Origin of the sequence: Cytobacillus eiseniae (assembly GCF_017874625.1) — a bacterium.
Classification (GTDB): domain Bacteria; phylum Bacillota; class Bacilli; order Bacillales; family Cytobacillaceae; genus Cytobacillus; species Cytobacillus eiseniae.
On the sequence record NZ_JAGIKZ010000010.1, the window covers coordinates 60,655 to 83,277 of the forward strand.

Sequence of the window (22,623 nt, forward strand, 5' to 3'; positions counted from 1 at the left end):
TTTCACCTTACATTTCTGCTAACACTTTTGTTAGTTCCACTGCCATACTTGCCCAACCATATTTCGCCCCATTGAATGCTTGATTTTCTTGTTCAAATCCAGCATGTTCAAGATGTAAGTGGGTTGTTTCCCCCTCTTGATTTAGCGTCCATGTGACGACTGTCGTTATCGGCCCGCCAACCCATGTGTAAGATAATTTATAAGGCTTGTCCACTACTAGTACTTCACTATTAACAACTAAGCCAATTGCCTCATTACGAAACTGACATTTGTACCCGACAATTGGTTTGAAATTATTTTCCATTACCCATTGTGCAAGCGTTTCTGAGTGTGTTAAAGCATCCCATACCTTATAAATGGGACTCTTAAATTGAAAATCTAATAATAAATCTGCCATCTTCTATTCCTCCAAAATTTTTTTTAGTAATCGTGCTCTATCATTCCAAAACTCCTCGTAAAAGGACAGCCAATCCTTCACTTCCTGTAAAGGAGCTGCATTTAATCGATACCTTGTTTCTCTACCTATTTTCCGGTTCGTGACTAAATCAGCTTCTTTCAGAATGGCCAAATGTTTAGATACAGCCGTACGCCCCATTTGAAATTGAGCTGTTAATTCATGTAGAGGCAACTCATCTGAATCTGCCAACAGACGGATTAATTTACGTCTGGTCGGATCTGCAATAGCTACATACACATCACGCTCTTGATAAGTATGAGTCAAAATCCTCCCCCCTTATACAAATTGGACACTGTTCGGTGTCACTTATTATATGACACCAAACAGTGTCCAGTCAAATATAATTTTTGTTATAAATTGAATCTATACTGAACTTAATTTGTATTCTTCTAATTATTCTTTCTCATTATCCATATAAAAACTCATGGACAACTCAAGCCAAAAATAGCCTTCAAATCTTAAGGATCCTCTTTCTATAAAAGAAATAAGCACTGTAAAATGAATCCCTTATCGGATTTGAGGAATCAAAAAAACTGGACCCTCATTGGATCCAGCATGAATGTATTACTGAGTTTGCCTTGTAGCAAGTAAGCTACTTATTACACCATTTTTTTCATCAATCATTCGTATGTAGTCACAATCACGCCATCCATATTGTTGCCTGAAATCTCGAAATGGCTATGCTCCGGTACATTAATTGTCTTATTTTGCGAAATAGGATGATATGTTATTGTATACTTTTCCCCATTAATACTAGCCGTAATGTATTTTTCATCTTTAAGATAATCTACATATTCTTCTAAAGCAAAGTTCTTTTCCTTCATAATCGCACTATGCGGCAAACCAACATAACGGATATGCCATGGTTCATATTGAATGCCCGTTATATCGACCTTATCCTCAGGATATCGTAAAATAAATCCGTAATTCCAAGCATGTTGTTCAATCCACTTTCCTTCAGGTGCTTCCGCCATCATCATTTGAGTGGATCCTACATCAAGTGACAAGCCCAAATTATGTTCGCTATAGCCTGCTGGCAAGGCATAGGCTGAACCCATTTGCTGATAAAGATTATTTTGTTCTTCAAAGCTGCGAAATCCACTTGTGATAGCAAAATACTGAAGTCCATCCTTTTCAGCAGCAGCAACCATTTCTGAGAATTTATGTGCAATATCCTCAGACAAATAAATTTCATTCCCTAATAACACATACCCTTGTGCCCATTCATCATGCGCAGATAAATGGATGATATCCGATTTAATGCTCTCTTGCTGAACTGGATAATCATTATTAACTAAGAGCAAATTCCCTTGATAGATTTGTTCTTTTGTAAGCTCAATTTCTTGTGTATTACGAGAAGTCTCTCTAGCATCTATTTTATTTGATTCATACGATTGTATTTCTACTTTTGGCTCATTATAGGATGTAAAGTTTACAAAGGCTAAACCAAAGCACACAATCAAAAATAGTAAAAATCCCCACTTCTTCATTTTCTGGCTTCCTCCCTCATTTCCCTTACTTAAAAGAATAGAGAAAAGTATTTAAAAAAAGAGGAGGGTAAATATTAAATTTTTCTTAAATCCTGATCTTGATGTTCATACAATTTATTCTTTTGGTAAACGAACTTCAAAAATTGTCTGTATTAAACTGCTTTCGGCTGCAATTGACCCATTATGCTGCTCAACAATATTTTTCGCAATAAATAAACCAAGACCCGTACTGTCTGCCTGATAGGTTCGGGCTTTATCTCCTGTATAGAACATATCAAATAAATGCGGCAATTCACTTTCAGGAATGCTATTCCCATAATTCACAATCTGAACAACTACTTCATCGTCATCAACAAAGCCTTTAATATCTACAAACTGCCCATCATAGCCATAACGTATAGCGTTAGTCAGAAGATTTTCAAATACACGTGCCATCAAATCCCCATCAGCAAAAATGAGTAAATGGGGATGACTATTGATCCTAGCAATCAAATGACTTTTTTCGAAGGCAGGATATAATTCCTCGATTAATTGATTAAGCAGGTCTGTTACGTTTATTTGCTTTCTTTCAACAGGTAGCATGCCATAATTCATTCTCGTTATTTCGAATAATTCATCAATCAGCCCTTCTAACCGCTGTGATTTAGTAAAAGCAATCGTTAAATAATGTCTTACTTGCTCCTTCGTCAAGCTCTCATCTTTAAGGAGTAGATCTAAATAGCCCAAAACAGAAGTAAGAGGCGTGCGCAGATCATGAGCCAGATTTACTACTAACTGTTCTTTACTGCTTTCTGAAAAGTCGCCTTTTTGTATGGCTTCTTCTAATTTTTCACTAGCCAAATTAATTTCTTGTGCAATATGGCCAAACTCGTCTTTCGACTGGATATGAACTCGATGTTTAAAATCACCACGTGCGAGATAATGTATGCCTGTCGAGATTTCCTGAAAATAGCCAGAATAAGGCATAATAAGGCAAAAGAAAAAAAGGAACGAAAGTGATACAAATACGAGGAAAAAGAGATTAAAGTCCCCGAATTGTCCAATCAAGAGTCGAATTCTAGCCAAAGGGTCTTCAAGACGGACCATATGATGATAATAAGATTGTAGTCCTTTAAAGACTAGATACGTTAGAGTGCCAGATAAAAGCATACTTAAACCAAATAAAAACATCATCTTTGAACGAAAACTACGGATCATTTTACCCATTAAATGTATACCCAACTCCCCATACCGTCTTAATCCATTTGTCTTTTCGTTTATCCTCTTTTAGTTTTTTCCGAAGTGTACGGATGTGAACCATAACGGTATTCCCACTTTCAAAATAGGATTCGCCCCACACTTGCTGAAAAATATTTTCCACACTAAAGACCTTCTTTGGATGTGTTGCTAGCAAATATAAAATATCAAACTCTTTCGGTGTGAGCTCGATGCATTCATCAAATAAAGTAACTGTACGCTGATCTGGAGAAATAACTAACCCACTATATTCCACATTGGATTTTTCACCTGCAGCGATTGCAAGTTGATTAAGCTTCATAAAACGTCGAAGATGAGCATTCACACGAGCAACTAACTCGATTGGAGTAAATGGTTTCGTCATATAATCATCTGCTCCAATAACCAGCCCTTGTACTTTATCAAAATCAGATGTTTTTGCGCTCAGGAATATGATCGGCATATTATATTTTTCTCTTATGTAGCGGGTCACTTCATATCCATCCATTTTCGGCATCATAATGTCTAATATGACCAAATCAATTGATTGAGTCTCAACAAGGTGAACCGCTTCCTGCCCATCAGATGCTTTACTAACATCGTACCCTTCCTTTTCTAAATGGATCGCAATAAGATCAGCAATTTCCCCCTCATCATCTGCAACCAATATCGAAATTTTTCTCATCTTCTTTTCACCCCAAATAGAATTAGATTTTCACTTACAGCTTTTAAATTCAGGCACTTCCTGAAACCTGTGAAGAACATTTTCATAAAACACAATCGCCTTACATTATTCATCTACTACTTCGATAACTATTAGATAAACATAAACCCACCAATCAGAGAAAGGTGGGTTTATACTCATATATTATCGTGTTTATCGTGCTGTTAAAAGCGAAAAAGAAAGGAATCTTCCTTTTCATATAGTGATTAATTAGTAGAACACTGACCACTTCTCGTATTTAGAAATATAAGAAATAGATAACAATCACTAATATAATACGATAAACGGCAAATGGAATTAACTTCACTTTATTGATTAACTTCAAGAAGAAACGAATCGAGACTAATGCGAATACAAACGCACTAATAAACCCGACGATGAAAAACGGCAACGCATCTAACGTGAAATATTCCCAGTTTTTTAAAAGCGACAAGAAGCTCGCACCAGCCATAATTGGAACAGCCATAATAAACGTAAAGTCTGAGGCTGTTCGGTGATTCATCCCTAATAGCACACCGCCCGAGATCGTTGCGCCTGACCTCGAAAATCCTGGCCATAAAGATAAACATTGAATAAGCCCAACTGAAAATGCTTGTTTATAAGTAATCTGATCGACTGTTTCAATTTTGGGATTTTTAGAACGAAATAAATCAGCTACAATCATGAAGATCGCTCCGATAAACAAACCAATTAGAACTGTTTTCGTTGTAAATAGATGCTCGTCTATATAATCTTCAAATAGTAAGCCTAAAACCCCTGCTGGGATTAAACCAACAATAATATGAGTCAGTTTTAAGTGATTTGCCCCTTTTTGACTAGACTCTTTCTTATTAAAAATTTTCCTTAATCCTAGTAAATCAATAAAACGATCTTTAAATACGATGACAACCGCTAAAATCGAACCGAGCTGAATGACAATTTTAAACGTATTCGCTGCATATTGGCCTAAAAATTCGGGTGACTTTAACCACATATCATCTACTAATATCATATGACCTGTAGAGGAAACTGGAGCAAATTCAGTCAATCCTTCCACAAGCCCTAGTATGATTGCCTTTAATAACTCAATGAAATCCATATTCCAAACTCCAATCCATTCATTTTTCCAAATTCAAAAATAATGTCCATACATTTTCTCCTCAACCCAGTGTACATGAACGAGAATATTTCTACCATAAAATTTAATTACATTTGTATTACAAAGTTGTAAGATACTCAATTGATAATTAGATGTAGTTGAAAAAGAAAAAGATGAGCATTCACAAAAATTAGGATTGGATAGAATCACATTAGTGAATCATTGCTGTACTAAGAGATATCTATGATAGTAGTACCATTCTTTGGAGAGACGACCAATATAACTTCATTAAATGATCCCATTAAAATAGAAGTCTTGTCCTTAATTAAGTAATTAGCAGAAGTGAAAAAAGCGGAAATTTTCCGCCTATTTAGCAGTTTGCCCCTTTTATTTTTCTACCTCTAAAACGAACTGCTGAGTATATCAGTATCCTCCCTTTTTTCTGTAATTCATTATTAACCTTCTTGTATCCTACTTACTAGCAATAAAACAAAATATTTATTTTGTTGTTCCAACGAATGATCACTTAACGATACTAATATCACTAATAGAGAAGGTTCTTCGCTCCATCCCTTGATACTTTTCAAAGAAGGATTCATTGATTCCCGTAATCATGGCTAAGAAGCCAATATCCACTTTCAACTCATTAATTAAACTAGAGACGCTATACTCGCCTTTTTCAAATAAAAGTTGTAAAATACTTTGAATTTTCATTGGATGTTCAATAGAAATATCGTTGTCCATCGGCTCTAATTTCCTATATCCCTTTTTATTAATTGACATGAAAAAGTATCTAAATTGTTGATGAGTTAAGATATCCAAGTGATTCGCTCGTATTGCCATAGCTTGTAAAGAAACATTCCATTTTATTTTTAAATCAATATAAGAATCAGGATTTGATACTTTACTTATATTCGAACAATCTTTTCGAAACTCATCTGCCGGCAGAAGAAATTCGGATGCAAAGAAGTTGGCCTCTTCTTCCATTTTCCTATAAGTCTGCTTATCCAACATATTGAATTCAACCTTATAATGAAGCAATAAGTGTCCAAGTTCATGTGCTAAATCAAAGTTTCTACGAGCTGCAGACTTCTTAATCGTTCCTATAACAATGTATGGATGATCGTCTTCCGTCCATAAACTATATGCATCAATCGTATCACCAATGGATTTTTCAAAAATAAAGGCGCCTGCTTTTTCTAAATAAAAAAGGAAGTTCTTATTTGTATTTCGAGGGAGACTCATTTTATCTCTTGCTAAACCAGCGATCGCTTTAATCTGCTCTTCTCGATCTAACTTTTGATTTGAAATTAAGTACTCTACCACTATTTCTCTTAACTCTAAAAGTATATTGGAAGGGTACTTTATTTTTGATCCTACTTTTTTTATAAATGCATCTAGATATTTCACATGAACCAATTCGCTTTGTGTTTTGATCGTTGAATTGATCGTTTCAGATCTATATGCAATACTTTGCATGCGGATATTATCAGCAACATTGCTGTTTTCTAACAAGTCGTTTCGGTAAAAATAGGATGACTTTACTTGAAATAAGCTCTTCATTTTATTTACAATCTCTAATTTAGGAGACACGTAACCATTCTCATATTGCCAAACAGCTTGTTCAGTAATCCCTAGTTCATCTGCTAATTGGGCACGACTTAATTCATGCAGAATGCGGATATTTGTTAAGCTTTTACCAATAAACAAAGGAGTACCTCCTTTCATTCCATCTAACTTTTCTTTTCCTCTGCATCATCAAAGACAATTTCATACGCTGTTGCATCATACTCCACTTCTATTTCTGCCGAGCTTTGTAATATTGCTCTCGTATCATTTTCCATTTCAATTATATGTGAGGGCTTTGTATTAATGTATTTACTTAAATTCTCGACCAAATAAGCTTTATTATTCACAGGATTGGGCATCCATACCTTAATTTCACGAATTAAAAACGCAGAATCAACTTCATATGTAACAATATAAAATCGATCATATTGTTTACTTATCTCTAGAGTATCTTTACTGTTGATTTGAACTACTTGCATATCTTCTAATAATTCTAGTTGCAATTGAGTAGATTGACCTATTTGGTGAGGAGGAATTACTTCTGGAAACTCAATAGATGAATTAATATTAGTTAAATTGGCCATAAAAGATGCTTTATTCGAACGAGTTCGGCCTTTCGCATCTTTTCCTTTGTCTACCGCATAAGGATCAAAATAACGGGCATTTTTAACTAAGAAAAGAACTTTATCATCCTTTAGTTGAAATTGAAGATATTGCCATGTTAGACCTGCCTTTGACAGACGCCCGGTCACACCATGTTTTTCACATTCCATCGCTACATGATGGTCAATGTGATTTCCTTTTACCCATGCATACGCACCATGAACCTTTAATTCTCGTGCTTTCTCTCTTCGTACAGATAAATAATCCTTATAGCCTTCAATAATTCCATCAACAACGCTTATGTTAAGTTCCTGAGGTAAATGAAATTGCTTCATCGTCATAACCAACACACTCCTCAATATTCATGGAAAATTAAATAAAAAATGATTTATATATATTATAATTAAAGTTGTTGTGACTTGAAAGAGTTATATTTTAATTTTTATAGATATTAAAATACTAGTTTCAAAGATTTGCCCCTTTCATGTAAAGCCATTCATAATGAGCCTAGAACTAGTTATTAACACAAACAAAAATCTCCATTTTCAAGGAAAATGAAGATTTCTTCAAAAAACATATACACCTAAACTAGGCGAAGTGAAATTGAACTGTTATAGAACTTAGAACGCTTTTCGCTGATAAATGCTTGAAGTGATCATCCAGGAGATTAGATAGATTGCCATAATAATAAGTGTCACTCCTGTATATAATGCCATCATGGATAAACTAGCAAAAAAATCAGTTATGGGAGTTAAGTGTTCAGCGCTAAACGATGCACTTGGCTGCGTGACCCATGATAATGAGTTAAAGCTAATGAGAATGACTTTTGTAATGTAACTTGGTTTAAAATATCAGATAATCTTTCAAGTTGTCTATTAATTTGCCATTGCATGTATTATTCTCGTAACGTGCTCCAACCTCTAACAACTAATTCATCACAGTGTTTCTGCACAAGGACGACGACTACCTTCAAACATAACAAAAGCCCCTCTATAATGAAGGGCTATTTTATTTTATTTTTAACTTCTTCAACAGATAATTCTTTATCTTTCTCTATATAATGAACATATTTCCCATTGTTACTTTCCCATTTTCCATGTGCTACAGTTCTAAAATATTGATCAGCGTTGAAACCAGTCGGTACCTTTGACTTTTCTTCAAGACTAGTTAAGAAAAGCAATACTTGTTCTCCTTCAGTGTAATGTGGTGATTCAGTGAAATATTGGAAAATCCTTCCGTCCTCTAATTCTGTCATCCCTCCATATCTTCTTATAACGATTTCATCTTTTGGGTTGCCTTTTAATGTTTCACTAACTTCTATCACGACATTCGTATAGTTCATTTCAATCCCATCTTCTTCTGTATACTCAGAATCAGATACTTCTTTTACAATTCCTTCAATAATATAAGAAGAATTATATAACTCCTTAATATTTAGTTCAGGCAAGCTTCCTGAACCATGTGATACATATGCACCTTCTAGTTCTTTCATATGAGTAGACTTTTTATCCTCAAATGTATTCTCACTATTATTACTATTGCATGCAGTAACAATGAATGTTAAGGCTAAAATAGAAACTATTCCAATTATTCGTTTCATTTAATATACCTCCTCATTAATATATTGATTTAATACCCTCAATGTCATGTGAATGCAGTGATGTCTTAACATCAGTATATGTATAATACATAACATGATTTCTAGTGTCTGGAATTAATGACCAACCAACATGATCTAAGCCCAATGCATGACCAATTTCATGTAAAGCCACTGTTTGAATATGATATCCACTACCACTTGAAGAAGTAGTCCACGTCATATTCTGATTAAATAAGATTCTAACGCTTTCAATAGTATTACCAGTTCCTGAAACTATAGCTACTGCAATTTCATCATTTGGAAAATGACTAGATGCTCTACTGTACTCAAAATGAATGCCCGCACTTGTGCTATACTGCCTTTGAGTATTCATTGGAATTTGATTAAACCATGTTCTCATGGCACTTGTGATAGGTGTGTCAAATGTTGTTGGCAAACTAGAATTATTAATATAGAAATTTACATATCCAGCGTTCCACTTCTTTCCTGTGGTATTAAAATGACCACTTGCTTGGTTCGGAACAGACAATAACGATATTATAAATATTAGACTAGTTGCTATTGTAAACCACTTTTTCATCTTTTTTCCCCTCACTTATTTTATACTTTGAGAATAATACACAACAATAATATACAAAAATGAATATTAATCTATGAAGATTTACTATTTTTTCATTCGATCTTCATTGTTCTTCTAGATATTTCAAAAAAACAATATAATTCTAGTTATAAAGTTATTTAACGATTAATCTTTGTATTTTCTCATTTAATAGAAAAACCATAAATTCGAAGGGTTTCTATTATTGTACTCGTCCTTTTAAGACCAAGTTAATATATCCGTCATCAAAATTTATATATTTCTGAATTCCGTTTACTTTGGTATAATATTTACACCAACTCACATCACCCCTTTTACACTCTTTTAAAGGTTTCGGATTTCCATAACTAGTGTTCAAATGGTAGTTCCTGAATAGTAGGGATGTTACTTTCTTCGGAAGATGATGTTGATTGATAATTGAATACAAGAAGTAAACCTAGTGTTAACAATGAGATAACAAATTTTTTAAACATTTAAACTTTCCCTCCTAAAGTTGTTGTCTATAATCATAATATAATATTTCTTTTTTCTTTGATTTTCTTAAAATCGCTTATAATAGCTTGAAAATCCACTAAATAAGCTATAATCCATCTATTATTAGTAATTTTATGAAAATAGGAATATTCAATATAATTCCTGATTCTCTAGAAGAGCTAATAACTATGAATTCTATATAAACAGTTGTATTTTGGAGGGAATCTTATGAATGGGAATTTAATAGGATTAGAACTGAGAAGATTAAGAGAAGATTATGGATTAACCCAAGCGCAACTTTGTGAAGGTATTTGCCATCAGTCTATGTTAAGTAAAATTGAAAAGGGTGAAACATATCCTTCAGCTCCAATTTTGTATAAAATCACTCAAAAACTTGATGTTGATATGGAATATTTTTTTGTTAGTTCGACTATTGAAAATTATGATTATATCAAAGAGGCTATTAACATAATTAGAAGAGAAGTGAGAAAAAAAACTATATGAAGGTCAAAGAAATTATAGAGTTTGAAGAAAAAAATCATACCTTTGATAAATCCATTGAATTAAGACAATTCGTTTTATGGAATAAAGGAATTTCACTTTACTATGTAGATAATGACTCTGCACTGGCAATAAAAATATTGAAAGAAGCTCTAAGTCTCAATTCTTCTATATCCAAAATAGTTCATAACTATTCAGAACGAGAATTTGAAATATTGAATACCTTAGCCGTCATATATTCAGAGATTAATGAAAATGAGAGATCCATAGATTACTTTTTTGAAGCGAAAAATAAAGTAAGAAGAAAACATTTTAAAGACGAAAAAATACTAATAAGAATTGATTATAATATGGCAAAAGTGCTAACAAGGCTTAATAGATACAAGGAATCTATTAATATATGTAAGGAAGGAATAGAAAAATGTATATTGAATTCTAGTATGTATTTATATGGAGAACTGACTTATCAAATTGGACATAATTTCGAATTGTCTGGATACTGTAATAAAGCGAAAAAATATTATGAGGAATCTTTAAGTATATTTAAGCTAAAACAGGATGATAATTTTAAAGAATATATTGAAAAGAGAATTGAACAGCTTTTTATTACAAAATAACATGCAAAAATATGAATCTAGTAGTAATTTTTTTATTACATTCAAATATTAGAACTATTTAATTATTACATCAAAAGATCAGAGTTTTACCACTACATTTTAATTTTCCAGTAACAGGGTACTGTAAAGGGAAATGCACTGTTCTACACTTTTTATCGTAGGAATACAATTTAGAGCAAGTGTAAATGCGGTTTTACGCCATATTGATACTATCGATTAATTAACTTTTCATGCAAACTTAGCTACCAACACTATAGAAGGTAAATGCGAAAAGTAACATTGAATCTAGCATAGTTGTTATCCTCCTTTCTTCCAAAAGGCAAAACCCTCTATTCCATTAGCATAAAGCTAAGAAATAGGGGTTTTCCTTTTTAAAATGTTTATTTTCAGCATGCTTATACTGCATAATATTACTTTATCATAAATTATATTATTTTCTAATGATAATTAATTAACTCAACACTCAACTTTCGCACACTAAAATAGGTAGATATTGATATAATTAGGTAAGCTTGTTATCCAATGCTGTAGTTGACAATGAATTAACTTTTGAATTCTTTTGTTACTTACTTTTAGGACATCTTGATGAAGCACGAGTAACTGCCCTAGTGCGACCACCCAATCGAGATCATTAATTTCATCACAATGATCATAAAACAGTCCACCTAAATTCCACTGTTCTGCTGTTCTACAACGGCTGCCAGGAAAGTAAATGTATCTAGTAAAGACGATTGTGATATGATAAATTAAGAAGTCATACGAACGACCTTGAAACTTCGTTTGTAGCTTTAATAAAGATTTTGTTGTTTTGAAAATGACTTCAATATCCCACAAACTCCATAGATACGAATGATTTCTAGTTCACTTAGCTTGAGCTGTAATCTATACATAAAATAGCTAACCATTCATTTTTTTTATTACGATTACGGATAAATACAATTTTAACTGGAATGCCATTGGCTTAGAACACTTTTCGCTGATAAATGCTAGTAGTAATTATCCAAGAGATCAGATAGATTGCCATAATAATAAGGGTCACTCCCGTATATAATGCGGTCATGGATAAGCTGGCAATAAAATCCGTTATTGCTGTTAAGTGTTCAGTTATAAACTGTGCAATAGGTTGCGCAGCCCATGATAAGAGGATAAAGCTAATGAGAATGACTGTTGTAATGTAACCTGGTTTAAAAATTTGAAATAACGGAAAGGTGAATGCAGCAAATAACAAGAACAAACCACTGCCAATTGCAATATCAGTTAGCGTAAATGGTTTATTAAAAATAAATAATGCTAAACTTGTCACACCAATGGACAAAAGCATATAAAAAATAGCTCCAAGATAGCGAGATGCGATAATTTCTATTCGTGTGTAAGGCAAGGAATTTAATAATATATTGGTCTCTGCTTTTTCATCATAAGCATATGTGTTAAAAGGAATAAAAATACTGGCAACCAGAAAAACTAAAACTGGAGATGCACCCATGATAACAAAGACTAAGATAAAAGGAATAAAGAACAATAGCTGCCACTTCTGAAGTATGACATCACGTCTGATTAAATTAAACATGCTGTACGCCCCCTTTAAAGTAGTACATAATATCTTCCAGAGACGCACGTTCAATGACAACAGTGTCCCCAAACGTATTTTTTACTGCTTGAATATTTTTAGTTAGTGCTTCAAATCCTGTTGATGCACGATGAACATGAACAAAAGCCTTTTCCGTGTCTCTATCTAGAAGATCCAAGCCACCTTTAACAAGCGCATAGTTTTCAGCTACGTCATGAATTGACTGATTAAATACTAATTCTCCATTTTGCATAAAAGCGATATAATCAGCAATCCGATCTAAATCTGTTGTAATATGTGTCGAGAAGAAAATGGTACGATTCCCATCAATCATCAATTCTTGTAAAAGATTTAACAACTCTCTTCTAAAAATAGGATCTAAGCCAGCTGTCGGCTCATCCATAATAATCAGCTCTGCTTGATGTGATAGCGCAATTGCCAATGACGCTTTCATTTGCATCCCTTTTGAGAAGGTTTTCATCGACTTATTAATAGGCAATTCGAATTTTTCAATATATTGATGAAACACTTTATCATCCCAATGTTTGTATGCTGGTGCTACAATGCGTTTTATATCTTTTAAATTCAGTCCTTCAAAAAAGACATTGCCATCGTACACAAACCCAATGCGCTCTTTGATCGCCTTCTCGTGTTTCTTATAATCCAATCCGAAAAGATTAATTTCTCCAGCATCTGGCCTTAATAGATTCATAATCATTTTTATTGTTGTAGATTTACCAGCGCCATTAGCACCAATGAATCCCGTTACATAACCTTGCTTCACTTGTAAATTCATATTATTTACAGAAAAACCTTTAAATTTTTTTGTGACATTTTTTAATTCCACAATATTTTCCATCTTTTCACTCCTCATATAAAATTTTCATTAATTGCTGCAGTTCATCAAGTGATAGCCCCATTTCTCTGCCGTTCGTTATGACCGCACTCAACTGTTCCTCAATGACCTTCAGCTTCTTTTCTCTGATGACCTCTAAGTTTTGCTCAGCAACAAAGGAACCTTTTCCGACAATGGAATAGATAAAGCCTGCCTTCTCCAATTCCTCATAGGCTCGTTTCGTCGTAATTACACTAATTTGTAAATCCTTAGCGAGTTTTCGCATGGAAGGGATTGCTTCCCCTTCCTGTAAATCTCCTGTTAAAATTAATGATTTAATTTGACTCGTAATTTGTTCATAAATTGGCTCCTTTGAACCGTTGGAAATAATTATTTGCATACCAAAACCTCTTCATTATTTATTTAAAACACACTTGACATCATTTCCTGTACTACAGCTTTAGGAATATGTCATTGACTATATTTTTCTCCATTTCTCCATATAATGTATATATACTATAAATACATTATATACACATATAGATTATTGTGCAACTGCTTTTATTTAAATGGCTCTGTTATTATTCACTGTTGACTGTTGCGTATGTATGAGGGTTCATTGACGGAGGATTTCCTCCCAATTTATAAAGAGAAAGCTAAAGTTGCAGAAATATAAGCGGAGAAATTCCGGTTAATATAAATAAGGAAGCTAAAAAGGAGAATATAAGCGGAAAAATTCCGGTTAACTGCTCTAAATAAGACAAAATCCATAGATTTAAAGCAAATAAGCGGAATTTTTCCGCCTATTTTTAAGGAAATAGCGTTATTTCCTACTTTAGCCGGAGTTTTTCCGCTTATTTTTTAAACATAGTAAAATCAACATTCCGTTTTAATAAAGCCATTTAAATTGTAAGAGATTTTAAATCTACAAGGAGAGAAAAAAAACGAAGAGGAGAATTTCACTTGAACAAACATGCAAATCTAGCCTGCAATAAGTGCTTTTAAATGATACGATTAAGCTTGATGTATTGCATGAGATTCATAGATAATTAGGGGCTCTTGCATTTCTAACTTAGGGGGACGCACAATTGATGTCTAGAGAAAAATTAGAAAATAATCAAGTTTGGTTATATGTCATTGTCCTAATGATAGCGGCTGGCCTTGGATTATTAGCTCCTGATTTCGGAGGACAATTAGATGTAACCATTTCTTTTGTTATTGCTATTTTAATGTACAGTATGTTCTCACAGATTCCTTTTACTTCTTTAAAAGAGTCTATATCTAATGGCCGATTTATTTATGCGTTATTAACCGTTAACTATCTTGCCGTTCCTATTGTGGTGTGGCTATTATCAAAGTTATTACCCGAATATCCACCGTTATTGCTTGGTTTCTATTTAGTTTTACTTACCCCTTGTATTGATTATGTGATTGTTTTTACAGCTCTAGGACGTGGCAATGAAAAGATTATTCTTATGTCTACACCAATTCTCTTTATTACTCAAATGCTGCTATTGCCTTTGTATTTATTCTTATTTATCGGGACTGAAGCAGCAGAAATAGTTGATCCTGGTCCATTTCTTGAGGCATTTTTCGGTCTGATCGTTATACCTTTAGGATTTGCTATTATTCTACAGCTCATTGCAAAGAAGTTTCGTGTTGGGAGTAAAATTATCGATCTATCAGCATGGCTCCCTGTTCCATTCATGGCACTTACACTTTTTGTTGTTGTATCATCCCAAATTGGCAAATTATCCATATATATCGACCTAATTATTAAAGTCATTCCTATCTATATTGCTTTCATGATGATCATGCCGATCATTTCTAAGTTAATTGCCCGATGGTTCAAGCTTGATATTGGTTCAGGTCGTGCGCTTATATTTAGTGGTTCTACACGTAATTCGCTAGTAGTTCTTCCTTTAGCATTAGCCTTACCAGATCATTTAAGTACATTAGTGGCAGCCATAATCGTGACACAAACCATTGTTGAACTTGTAGGTGAACTTATTTATATTCGAATTGTACCTAACATCCTTTTACCGAAGAAAACGACTTAATGACAGATGTCTTGAAAAAAGGCCCCCTGAATCGTATAGGCATTTGAACACGATTCAGGAGGGCTTTTGCTTATCTCTACTATGTATCTTATTTATTCACTTTCAACAATTTGATTAATTCGATGATTTTTTCCCCATCACCTGTATCAACATGTACTAGTTTTGTATTATTAATCATCCCCTTCATTTCTTCTCGAATTTCGTCAACACTTACATGATCAGGACGAGTTAATCCACCATACCAACGTAAAGGAACGTTGTATACATTGATTGAGCCATCCCCATTGCCACTATAAGTGACGATTCCATCTACAATACGAGAACCTGTCAATTGAATAACATCCTCTGGATAACTAACATCGGCTTCATCACCAGGATTAAGAGGAGTACCAGCTGGAATATGTTGAACAGTTAGATGATCAAGCTCTTGATTTGGGCCAAGTTGCAACCAAACACGAGCATATTCGATTTGTTCACTAGAATACTGAGATAATGTTTCTCTCTCTTGCTTATCACCTAGATGTAAGTGACTAGTTTCAGAAGTCATAGTTTTAATGCCCTCTTGTTCTTTCTCCTCACTTTTAGGAATAGCTGTCAGACTATCACTTGATGAATAATCCATTGATTTAGAGAGATCATCCTCAACTCTTGATCCTTCATTCGTTTGTGATTGACGTTCTATCCTTGAACCAGACTGTTCTGATGAACCTTCACAGGCAGTAAATATAACTAGTAAAAAAGGGACTAAAGCTACAAAGATATAAATTTTATTTTTCTTCAACTGCAATACTCCATTCTGATTTTAAATCTTTATTAACCTACTAACTGCACCCATTAGTCGGGATGATTTAAAAAATAATCCCTTTCTAAATATCATACCATGTATTTGGAATATTTTTGAAGCATCTACTCAAAGAAGGGAAAAGAAGAAGTTTATGTGGGAAAATGTGTTAATTGGATGGGCGACAGTATGATAAAATGATTAAGTATGAGACGACCCTCTGGTAAGCTTATTTTCTATTTAATTTATCTACTAATAATACAATCTACGGAAATTTAAGAAGTAGTAGTTGTAATATTCCTATTGGGTTGTCCAATTATTTATCTAGTGAGGGCAATGTCCGAGCTTGATAATAATAAGGAGCGCGCGATGAACGTAATCTTAATTGACGATGAACAATTGGCGTTAAATTATTTAGAATACCAGCTCTTAGAAATTACTGATTTTCATATTATCGGTAAGTACACTGATTCATTAGATGCTATAGCAGCAATTGAAAAAAATGGGGTAGACATCATCTTTCTTGATATACATATGCCTGAAATAGATGGAATCGAGCTGGCCGAGCAACTTTTGGAAAAGAAACCTCACTTAAAAATTATCTTTGTGACAGCATTTGATGATTATGCTGTTAAGGCGTTTGAATTGAATGCCCTTGATTATGTCTTAAAACCTGTCTCAAAAGAACGGTTATTAAATACAATTAAACGCATTGAACAAACAGATAGTAGCAGTTCCATTTTGCTGCCGGAAATGGAGAAACTGAACGTGAGTATGTTTCAGCAAGTATCCATATCCTATGATCAGCAGCAAAGGATGCCCCTTCGCTTTCGAACAACTAAGATTCAGCAATTGTTTATATATATGCTCCACCGTAGAGGTCATGTCATCGAAAAGCATGAACTGATCGATCTGATCTGGCCAGATTTAGAGCCAAAAAAGGCATTGTCCCAATTGTATACGGCTATTTATAATCTCCGCAAAACGCTAGCACCCTTTGAACGACATTTTCATATTACCAATACATTGGATGGGTATGTTATGACATTCGAGGATTTACTGATCGATGTTGATGAGTTTGAAAGATTGATTCGATCAGGAGATTCATTATCTCATGAGACAATAGCCGATTATGAACAGGCAGTAAATTTATATAAGGGAGAGTATCTCCAAGACTACGATTACTTTTGGATAATAAATGAACGGCAAAGACTACAATTTTTGTGGACTCGAACAGCTTTATCCATGGTAAAATGGTATCTTTCAAATAACCAACTTGATCAGGCAATTGAACTTGGTTCAGCTATTTGTCATCGTTCGCCACTGGAGGAGGAATCCTATTTCCTTCTAATGAAAATATTTGCCAAGATGGAGAAAGGTCTTTTGGTCAATCAAGTCTATGAGCAATTGGAGAAAGTAATGAAGGAGGAATTAAACGAAAAACCTATTCCTTCTATTACAGAGTGGTATAAACAATGGAAAGTAAAAAATAAGGAATGACCGAGTAAAGTAAGTAGTCCTATTGTGAAGTAGAAAAACCAAATTCATATGCTCAATATCAAGCTAAATCGCATACTTTAGACTATAAAGTTACACTGTAAAACGCAATAGTTTAGCATCTCCTATGGTTTTTATACTATAGTGACTAGTTCTACAACTAATGCATTTTTATCGGGCAAATGAATGAACGTGCCTGCTTAAACCTTACATTCATCTAAAGAAGATGTCTTGTTAGTAATCGGGTAACGAGTAAACGGAAAATAAGCGGAATTTTTCCGCTTAAATACAGAATGGGGCTCATTTTTGGAGAAATAAGCGGAGTTTTTCCGCTTATTCCTTGAAAAATTACCTATTTTTGAATTTTTCGAGTCAATAGGCGGAGTTTTTCCGCTTATTGACTCTTTTTTTATAAAAAATTACGAATTAAGCGGAATTTTTCCGTCTATTTATCCGCTCGAGTGCTTAACCTGACTCCCCCAGCTAAACCAATTTATTTTTCCATCCTAGATCCGAACTACTTACTTATTTTCTAAGGGGATCTGAAAAGAGACAGTTGTTCCTTGTTCAGGGATACTTTGAATCGTTAGTCCTCTTCCATAAAGCTGCTTTAGCCTACGATCAATATTTCGGATTCCGATTCCCTTTTTCTTTACCGTACCATTAATTTTCATGAAAAGTTGTTCAAGCTCTTCCTTCGTCATTCCTATACCATCATCTATGATAGAGATTTCTATATGATTAGCATGTTGTTGAATCCGAATATTAACCGTCCCTCCCCTTCTGCGCTGAAGTATGCCATGGTTGATGGCATTTTCAACAAGCGGCTGGATAGATAAAGGAGGCAGTTCGAAGTTAGTATATGATTCCGCTTCCCATTGCACCATTAGACGATCCCCAAATCGTTCCTTTTCAATGTATAGATAGGATTGAACGAGAGAAAGTTCATGTTCAATGGAGACAACAGGCTCAGAGTTTTTAAAATCAAAACTTAAACGCAAATAATTACTAAATTCCTCAAATAGCGCCTGCATTTTAGGGATGTCCATCACCCCAAGTGCGACAATGGAGTTTAGTGTGTTATATATAAAATGGGGCTGAATTTGAGACTGCAGCCATGCTCCTTCCATACGCAATTGCTCTTCAATCGATAATTTTAGATCAGTTAACGCATGAACTCTGGCCTTTAATTCCCTTGCATCGATTGGTTTCTTCACATAATCATTGGCACCTGATTGAAATCCCGCCAAAATATCCTCTGAACGGCCTCGTGCAGTTAAAAGCAGGACAGGCAGCTCTGAGATCGTAAATCGTTCCCTAATAAGCCGAGTTAATTCATATCCCGACATTCTAGGCATCATGACATCTAAAATCACAAGATCAAATCTTTTCAATTTTAGTTGTTCAAGCGCCTGTTCCGCGTTTGTGACAGCTGTAATCTCGTAATTTTCCACTTCGAGAAGATGATGAAGGACTCTTAGATTTACACTATCGTCATCCGCCACTAATATGCTTGGTTTCACTTTTGAAGAAATATTTGCCTTTGGCAAAGACTCCAGCCTTTCTATTGCTCCTGGCATTTTTTCTATCGGAACATACGTAATTGGGAAGTCATCCTTTTCTTTATGCTGGTTTTTGAATAAAGGCAGGGTAAACGTAAATACAGATCCTTTCCCCATTGCAGAATTCACTGTTAAAGTTCCACCATGTAGTTCGACCAATTGTTTGCAAATACTTAACCCTAAGCCAAATCCGGCGCTAGCCCTACTTGCATTATTATCCGCTTGTTCATAAGGTTGGAAAATCCCTTGTAATGCTTCTTCCTCCATCCCAATACCAGTATCTTCAACGTGGATGCGAGCCATTTCATGATTATGGTCACCATGAATAATAACGGACCCTTCATCTGTATATTTCACCGCGTTATGAATTAAATTATACAGAATTTGAATAAGTCGGTTCTCATCCGCTTGAACAGCCGGGAAGGAATCAGGTATTTTCACCTCTAATCGAATCGGCTTGCCGTCTAACATATAGCGGACCATATCAGCAACCCCGATAACAATCGATTGCACGCTTGTCTTTGTTAATTGCAGCTGAACTGTCTTCTCTTTTAGACGAGTAATATCAAGCAAATCATCTAACAAGAAAGACATATGCTTACTGACTTTCATCAATATATCTAAACGATTTCTATGTTCATGGCTCGTCAGATTCACTGGATCGTCCAAAATCGATTGAGTCATATTTGTAATACCATGCAGCGGATTTCTAAGTTCGTGAGAAGCATTAATTAGAAATTCATCTTTTTTGTCATTTTCGATTTGCAGCCTCTTAGCCAATTGTTTCGTTTCGGCTGTCGCCCAGAAGAAACGGCGAAACCAAAAGGCAGAAAAAGACAAAACGGAAATAATGAGATCAAACGGGTAATGAATCCACTCCAATCCGGCACGATTGAATATTGTCACCCACATAACATTTATCCCAATACTCAAACTAGAAATAAGAAGAAAAATAAGATCCGCCGTATTCTTAAGTGCTCTACTGAAGATCGTAACGGATATAGCAACAAATAGTAAAAGTACCGTTAAGAGCATGATCCGCGCCATTTTTTCATTATACGAATACGGCACCAAAAGGATCAGCAAAGTAAAAATCCCGCAATAGTATGCAAACCAGCGCAATATACGCGGATTAACTGATACTGGAAACATATATTTAATCGTGAAAGGGATAAACAATGAAACGCCAATATAAGAAAAGTAAATACTCTTCATAGACCATTCATGCGGCAGTTTCAACCAAACAGACAGCAGCTTATCATCAGAAACGAGAACACTTAGAATAGCAAAGCTAATAAGCAAAAAGAAGTAAAGCAAACCTTTATTCTTGCCACCTAAGAAAAATAAAAGAAGCGCATATAAGCCATGGACCAAAAGAACAACCACCAGCAATAGCTGTAGCCCAATAGATAAAGTGGTACGAAGATGGATCGCATCAAGAGTTCCAAAGCGAATTGGCTTTGTCACTCCACCTTTCCCTCCATATGTATGGTTAGAAACATGGATAATCAAATCGATCTCATTGTCATTTGGTTGTACTTTAACAGAGTATGGAATATTTTGTGCTTGGTACTTGTCGAATTCTGTTGAAGGCTGCCCCACACCCGCTGTTAATTGCCCATTTACATATACATAGGATGCACTTCTAATTTCATTTACTCTTAATCCAAATAATTGTGTATGGCCTGGATCAAGAAGAATTCGTAATCGATAGGTTCCAAAGCGAAATGAATCCTTTTCTTTATTCACGAAGACCTTATCCCATGTACCTGGAATAGATAGATTGACTTTTTCATACTTAGATAGCTCCCTATCCTCTTCAAACTCTTCTGGAGAAATGAAAGCAGAAGGGAAGAACTCCCATTCCCCATTCAATGGGAGTGTTTGTGTGCTTGAAAATGCCCATCCTCGTAAATCGAGTACTCCCTGCTTTGCTATTGTGTTTTGGGAATAATCGAATGTCGTTAAAAAGTTCATCCATAGCATCCGTATGGCTGTTATTGCTATAAAAAAAACAATAATGATGAACGCCCAATTACGTGTTTTTTTATGCTTTATCATGCAATTCAACCTTTACATTTATTTATATATCCTTGTACATTGCACAGCTTCTCTCTTGAATCAATTTAATAGGATCGATTTTTTTACTATTACAGAATGTGTATAGAAATTGTATATATCAATAAAGTAATATTTTTGGCATACTAACCGAATTTGTGATTATCGAGAGAACAAGTTGATCTCGTAGAAAGCATGGGGACGGTTCTTTCGCTTCCGAAGCAGCAGAACCAACCCCATGCTTCTGCTTCGAAAGGAGAATGAGAGTGGAAAAGATCGATTTTCAATATGCCATTGGAAAAAGAATCAATCGAGATATTTTCAGTGACAGAGGCGTTTTATTATTATCCTCTTCTATGATTATTACAAATGAGCATGTGCAGTTACTAGAGAAACATAAAATTATATTAGTAAGCCAGGATGTAACACCTGTTGGACCATACATAGAAGCGAGCCCCCAATATAGCAAATTCATGGATGAGATTGTACAAACAGTTCGTCAGATTTTTGAAGAAATACGGGAAACGAGGAATATTCCTCTTGCAAGCTTGCGAAAAGATGTTATACCGATGATATATGAAGTAACGAATGAGGAAAGTTTATTTAGCTTATTTGCAACATTACAAGCAAAAGATGATTATACCTATCGACATAATATTGCAGTCGGGTCCATCTCCACTCTCATCGGGACATGGATGGGACTTGAACAGAAGGAGCTTTTACAGTTAACAACTGCAGCTTTGTTGCATGATGTAGGGAAAATGCTTATTCCTCAAGATCTTTTAAATAAACCTAGTAAACTTACAAAAGAAGAATTTGCATTGATTAAGAATCATACAGTTTTGGGCTATGAAATCATTAAAGAAACGATTGGAACAAGCCATCGCGTTGCACTAGTCGCACTCCAGCACCATGAAAGAATGGATGGCAATGGCTATCCATTTGGGATCAAAAAGGAGAAAATCGATCTGTTCAGCCGAATTGTTTCTGTTGCAGATGTCTTTCATGCAATGACTTCAAAAAGGTCTTATCGTGACCCTTCCCCCTTCTACGAAGTGTTATTTCAAATGGAGAAGGATACTTTTGGTTCATTAGATCCAACAATAACAAGGTTGTTTATAAGAAAAATGATGGATTGTTTAATAGGAAGCAAGATCATTCTCACAGATGGAAGAGAAGGTAAAATCATTCTTGTGCCTACGCATGATCCGACACACCCTTTAATCCAAGTAGGGAATGAATTCGTTGACCTAAGTAGAGATTTGTCTATCCGAATTAATAAAATCCTCTAGGAATATTATCTTTAGAACTCTATGAATATTAATCAATACGTTCAT

20 protein-coding genes and 1 pseudogene are annotated in these 22,623 nt (G+C 34.6%); 5 read left to right on the forward strand and 16 right to left on the reverse strand.

Going from position 1 to position 22,623, the window contains the following annotated elements; all coding sequences use genetic code 11:
- Positions 1-7: 7 nt before the first annotated feature.
- The 10 genes from J2Z40_RS10430 to J2Z40_RS10475 all read right to left on the reverse strand — a co-directional run bounded on the left by J2Z40_RS10430 (position 8) and on the right by J2Z40_RS10475 (position 9,316).
- The gene (locus tag J2Z40_RS10430) at positions 8-397 is read right to left on the reverse strand and encodes an SRPBCC family protein (protein ID WP_066399960.1); all 390 of its coding nucleotides are present in this window, start codon (positions 395-397) and stop codon (positions 8-10) included.
- 3 nt (positions 398-400) lie between these two features.
- Positions 401-721: an ArsR/SmtB family transcription factor gene (locus J2Z40_RS10435; protein ID WP_066399959.1), complete on the reverse strand. Its 321-nt coding sequence runs from the start codon at positions 719-721 to the stop codon at positions 401-403.
- Positions 722-1,077: 356 nt separating this feature from the next.
- On the reverse strand, positions 1,078-1,947 hold the full coding sequence (gene vanY, locus J2Z40_RS10440) for a VanY-A/VanY-F/VanY-M family D-Ala-D-Ala carboxypeptidase (RefSeq protein WP_066399958.1): 870 nt from the start codon (positions 1,945-1,947) through the stop codon (positions 1,078-1,080).
- A gap of 114 nt (positions 1,948-2,061) precedes the next feature.
- The gene (locus J2Z40_RS10445) at positions 2,062-3,153 is read right to left on the reverse strand and encodes a sensor histidine kinase (protein WP_066399957.1); all 1,092 of its coding nucleotides are present in this window, start codon (positions 3,151-3,153) and stop codon (positions 2,062-2,064) included.
- Positions 3,146-3,847, reverse strand: coding sequence for a vancomycin resistance response regulator transcription factor, VanR-F/VanR-M family (vanR, locus tag J2Z40_RS10450; RefSeq protein ID WP_066399954.1), 702 nt, complete (start codon positions 3,845-3,847; stop codon positions 3,146-3,148). The genes J2Z40_RS10445 and vanR overlap by 8 nt, the downstream gene beginning before the upstream one ends.
- Before the next feature lie 277 nt (positions 3,848-4,124).
- A complete protein-coding gene (locus J2Z40_RS10455) occupies positions 4,125-4,964 on the reverse strand; it encodes an undecaprenyl-diphosphate phosphatase (RefSeq protein WP_066399949.1) in 840 nt (279 codons plus the stop codon).
- Between the two features lie 522 nt (positions 4,965-5,486).
- Complete coding sequence (locus J2Z40_RS10460) at positions 5,487-6,674, reverse strand: spr1629 family repressor/antitoxin (RefSeq protein WP_066399948.1); 1,188 nt, start codon at positions 6,672-6,674, stop codon at positions 5,487-5,489.
- A 23-nt stretch (positions 6,675-6,697) separates the two neighbouring features.
- Entirely contained in the window at positions 6,698-7,477 is a 780-nt protein-coding gene (locus tag J2Z40_RS10465) for a spr1630 family ClpXP-sensitive toxin (RefSeq protein WP_066399947.1), read from the reverse strand.
- Positions 7,478-8,139: 662 nt separating this feature from the next.
- The gene (locus J2Z40_RS10470) at positions 8,140-8,736 is read right to left on the reverse strand and encodes a hypothetical protein (protein ID WP_066399945.1); all 597 of its coding nucleotides are present in this window, start codon (positions 8,734-8,736) and stop codon (positions 8,140-8,142) included.
- Positions 8,737-8,752: 16 nt separating this feature from the next.
- Complete coding sequence (locus J2Z40_RS10475; protein WP_066399944.1) at positions 8,753-9,316, reverse strand: matrixin family metalloprotease; 564 nt, start codon at positions 9,314-9,316, stop codon at positions 8,753-8,755.
- A 720-nt stretch (positions 9,317-10,036) separates the two neighbouring features.
- On the opposite strand from J2Z40_RS10475, the gene J2Z40_RS10480 reads away from it, so the two are divergent.
- Positions 10,037-10,312 carry a helix-turn-helix domain-containing protein gene (locus J2Z40_RS10480; RefSeq protein WP_066399942.1) on the forward strand — a complete coding sequence of 92 codons (276 nt, stop codon included), beginning with the start codon at positions 10,037-10,039 and terminating at the stop codon, positions 10,310-10,312.
- The gene (locus J2Z40_RS10485) at positions 10,309-10,926 is read left to right on the forward strand and encodes a hypothetical protein (protein WP_066399940.1); all 618 of its coding nucleotides are present in this window, start codon (positions 10,309-10,311) and stop codon (positions 10,924-10,926) included. The genes J2Z40_RS10480 and J2Z40_RS10485 overlap by 4 nt, the downstream gene beginning before the upstream one ends.
- 477 nt (positions 10,927-11,403) lie before the next feature.
- Here the strand turns inward: J2Z40_RS10485 and J2Z40_RS10490 are convergent.
- The 4 genes and pseudogenes from J2Z40_RS10490 to J2Z40_RS10505 form a co-directional block, all read right to left on the reverse strand.
- A pseudogene (locus J2Z40_RS10490) lies at positions 11,404-11,887 on the reverse strand (IS4 family transposase); the annotation flags it as partial.
- The gene (locus J2Z40_RS10495; RefSeq protein ID WP_066399934.1) at positions 11,888-12,493 is read right to left on the reverse strand and encodes an ABC-2 transporter permease; all 606 of its coding nucleotides are present in this window, start codon (positions 12,491-12,493) and stop codon (positions 11,888-11,890) included.
- Positions 12,486-13,352, reverse strand: a complete 867-nt coding sequence (locus J2Z40_RS10500; protein WP_066399933.1) for an ABC transporter ATP-binding protein — start codon at positions 13,350-13,352, stop codon at positions 12,486-12,488. Before J2Z40_RS10500 ends, J2Z40_RS10495 begins: the two co-directional genes overlap by 8 nt.
- 4 nt (positions 13,353-13,356) lie before the next feature.
- A complete protein-coding gene (locus tag J2Z40_RS10505) occupies positions 13,357-13,728 on the reverse strand; it encodes a GntR family transcriptional regulator (protein WP_066399932.1) in 372 nt (123 codons plus the stop codon).
- A gap of 688 nt (positions 13,729-14,416) precedes the next feature.
- Here J2Z40_RS10505 and J2Z40_RS10510 point away from each other — a divergent pair.
- On the forward strand, positions 14,417-15,388 hold the full coding sequence (locus J2Z40_RS10510; protein WP_066399930.1) for an arsenic resistance protein: 972 nt from the start codon (positions 14,417-14,419) through the stop codon (positions 15,386-15,388).
- An 88-nt stretch (positions 15,389-15,476) separates the two neighbouring features.
- On the opposite strand, the gene J2Z40_RS10515 is transcribed toward J2Z40_RS10510, so the two are convergent.
- Positions 15,477-16,169, reverse strand: a complete 693-nt coding sequence (locus J2Z40_RS10515; protein WP_066399928.1) for a hypothetical protein — start codon at positions 16,167-16,169, stop codon at positions 15,477-15,479.
- A gap of 369 nt (positions 16,170-16,538) precedes the next feature.
- Between J2Z40_RS10515 and J2Z40_RS10520 the strand changes: the two genes are divergently transcribed.
- Positions 16,539-17,669, forward strand: a complete 1,131-nt coding sequence (locus tag J2Z40_RS10520; RefSeq protein WP_066399925.1) for a response regulator — start codon at positions 16,539-16,541, stop codon at positions 17,667-17,669.
- A gap of 518 nt (positions 17,670-18,187) precedes the next feature.
- Here J2Z40_RS10520 and J2Z40_RS10525 read toward each other — a convergent pair.
- Positions 18,188-21,289, reverse strand: coding sequence for a hybrid sensor histidine kinase/response regulator (locus J2Z40_RS10525; protein ID WP_066399922.1), 3,102 nt, complete (start codon positions 21,287-21,289; stop codon positions 18,188-18,190).
- Positions 21,290-21,552: 263 nt separating this feature from the next.
- Here J2Z40_RS10525 and J2Z40_RS19785 point away from each other — a divergent pair, with 263 nt between their 5' ends.
- Complete coding sequence (locus J2Z40_RS19785; RefSeq protein WP_342590332.1) at positions 21,553-22,578, forward strand: HD-GYP domain-containing protein; 1,026 nt, start codon at positions 21,553-21,555, stop codon at positions 22,576-22,578.
- Positions 22,579-22,623 lie beyond the last annotated feature (45 nt).

Excerpts from the sequence above, each read along its gene's own strand:
- J2Z40_RS10465 (WP_066399947.1), bottom strand. The coding sequence starts at position 7,477 with ATGACGATGAAGCAATTTCATTTACCTCAGGAACTTAACATAAGCGTT.
- J2Z40_RS10505 (WP_066399932.1), bottom strand. The coding sequence starts at position 13,728 with ATGCAAATAATTATTTCCAACGGTTCAAAGGAGCCAATTTATGAACAA.
- J2Z40_RS10495 (WP_066399934.1), bottom strand. The coding sequence starts at position 12,493 with ATGTTTAATTTAATCAGACGTGATGTCATACTTCAGAAGTGGCAGCTA.
- J2Z40_RS10430 (WP_066399960.1), bottom strand. The coding sequence starts at position 397 with ATGGCAGATTTATTATTAGATTTTCAATTTAAGAGTCCCATTTATAAG.
- J2Z40_RS10475 (WP_066399944.1), bottom strand. The coding sequence starts at position 9,316 with ATGAAAAAGTGGTTTACAATAGCAACTAGTCTAATATTTATAATATCG.
- J2Z40_RS10470 (WP_066399945.1), bottom strand. The coding sequence starts at position 8,736 with ATGAAACGAATAATTGGAATAGTTTCTATTTTAGCCTTAACATTCATT.
- J2Z40_RS10445 (WP_066399957.1), bottom strand. The coding sequence starts at position 3,153 with ATGGGTAAAATGATCCGTAGTTTTCGTTCAAAGATGATGTTTTTATTT.
- J2Z40_RS10480 (WP_066399942.1), top strand. The coding sequence starts at position 10,037 with ATGAATGGGAATTTAATAGGATTAGAACTGAGAAGATTAAGAGAAGAT.
- vanY (WP_066399958.1), bottom strand. The coding sequence starts at position 1,947 with ATGAAGAAGTGGGGATTTTTACTATTTTTGATTGTGTGCTTTGGTTTA.
- J2Z40_RS10500 (WP_066399933.1), bottom strand. The coding sequence starts at position 13,352 with ATGGAAAATATTGTGGAATTAAAAAATGTCACAAAAAAATTTAAAGGT.
- J2Z40_RS10455 (WP_066399949.1), bottom strand. The coding sequence starts at position 4,964 with ATGGATTTCATTGAGTTATTAAAGGCAATCATACTAGGGCTTGTGGAA.
- J2Z40_RS10485 (WP_066399940.1), top strand. The coding sequence starts at position 10,309 with ATGAAGGTCAAAGAAATTATAGAGTTTGAAGAAAAAAATCATACCTTT.
- J2Z40_RS10525 (WP_066399922.1), bottom strand. The coding sequence starts at position 21,289 with ATGATAAAGCATAAAAAAACACGTAATTGGGCGTTCATCATTATTGTT.
- vanR (WP_066399954.1), bottom strand. The coding sequence starts at position 3,847 with ATGAGAAAAATTTCGATATTGGTTGCAGATGATGAGGGGGAAATTGCT.
- J2Z40_RS10520 (WP_066399925.1), top strand. The coding sequence starts at position 16,539 with ATGAACGTAATCTTAATTGACGATGAACAATTGGCGTTAAATTATTTA.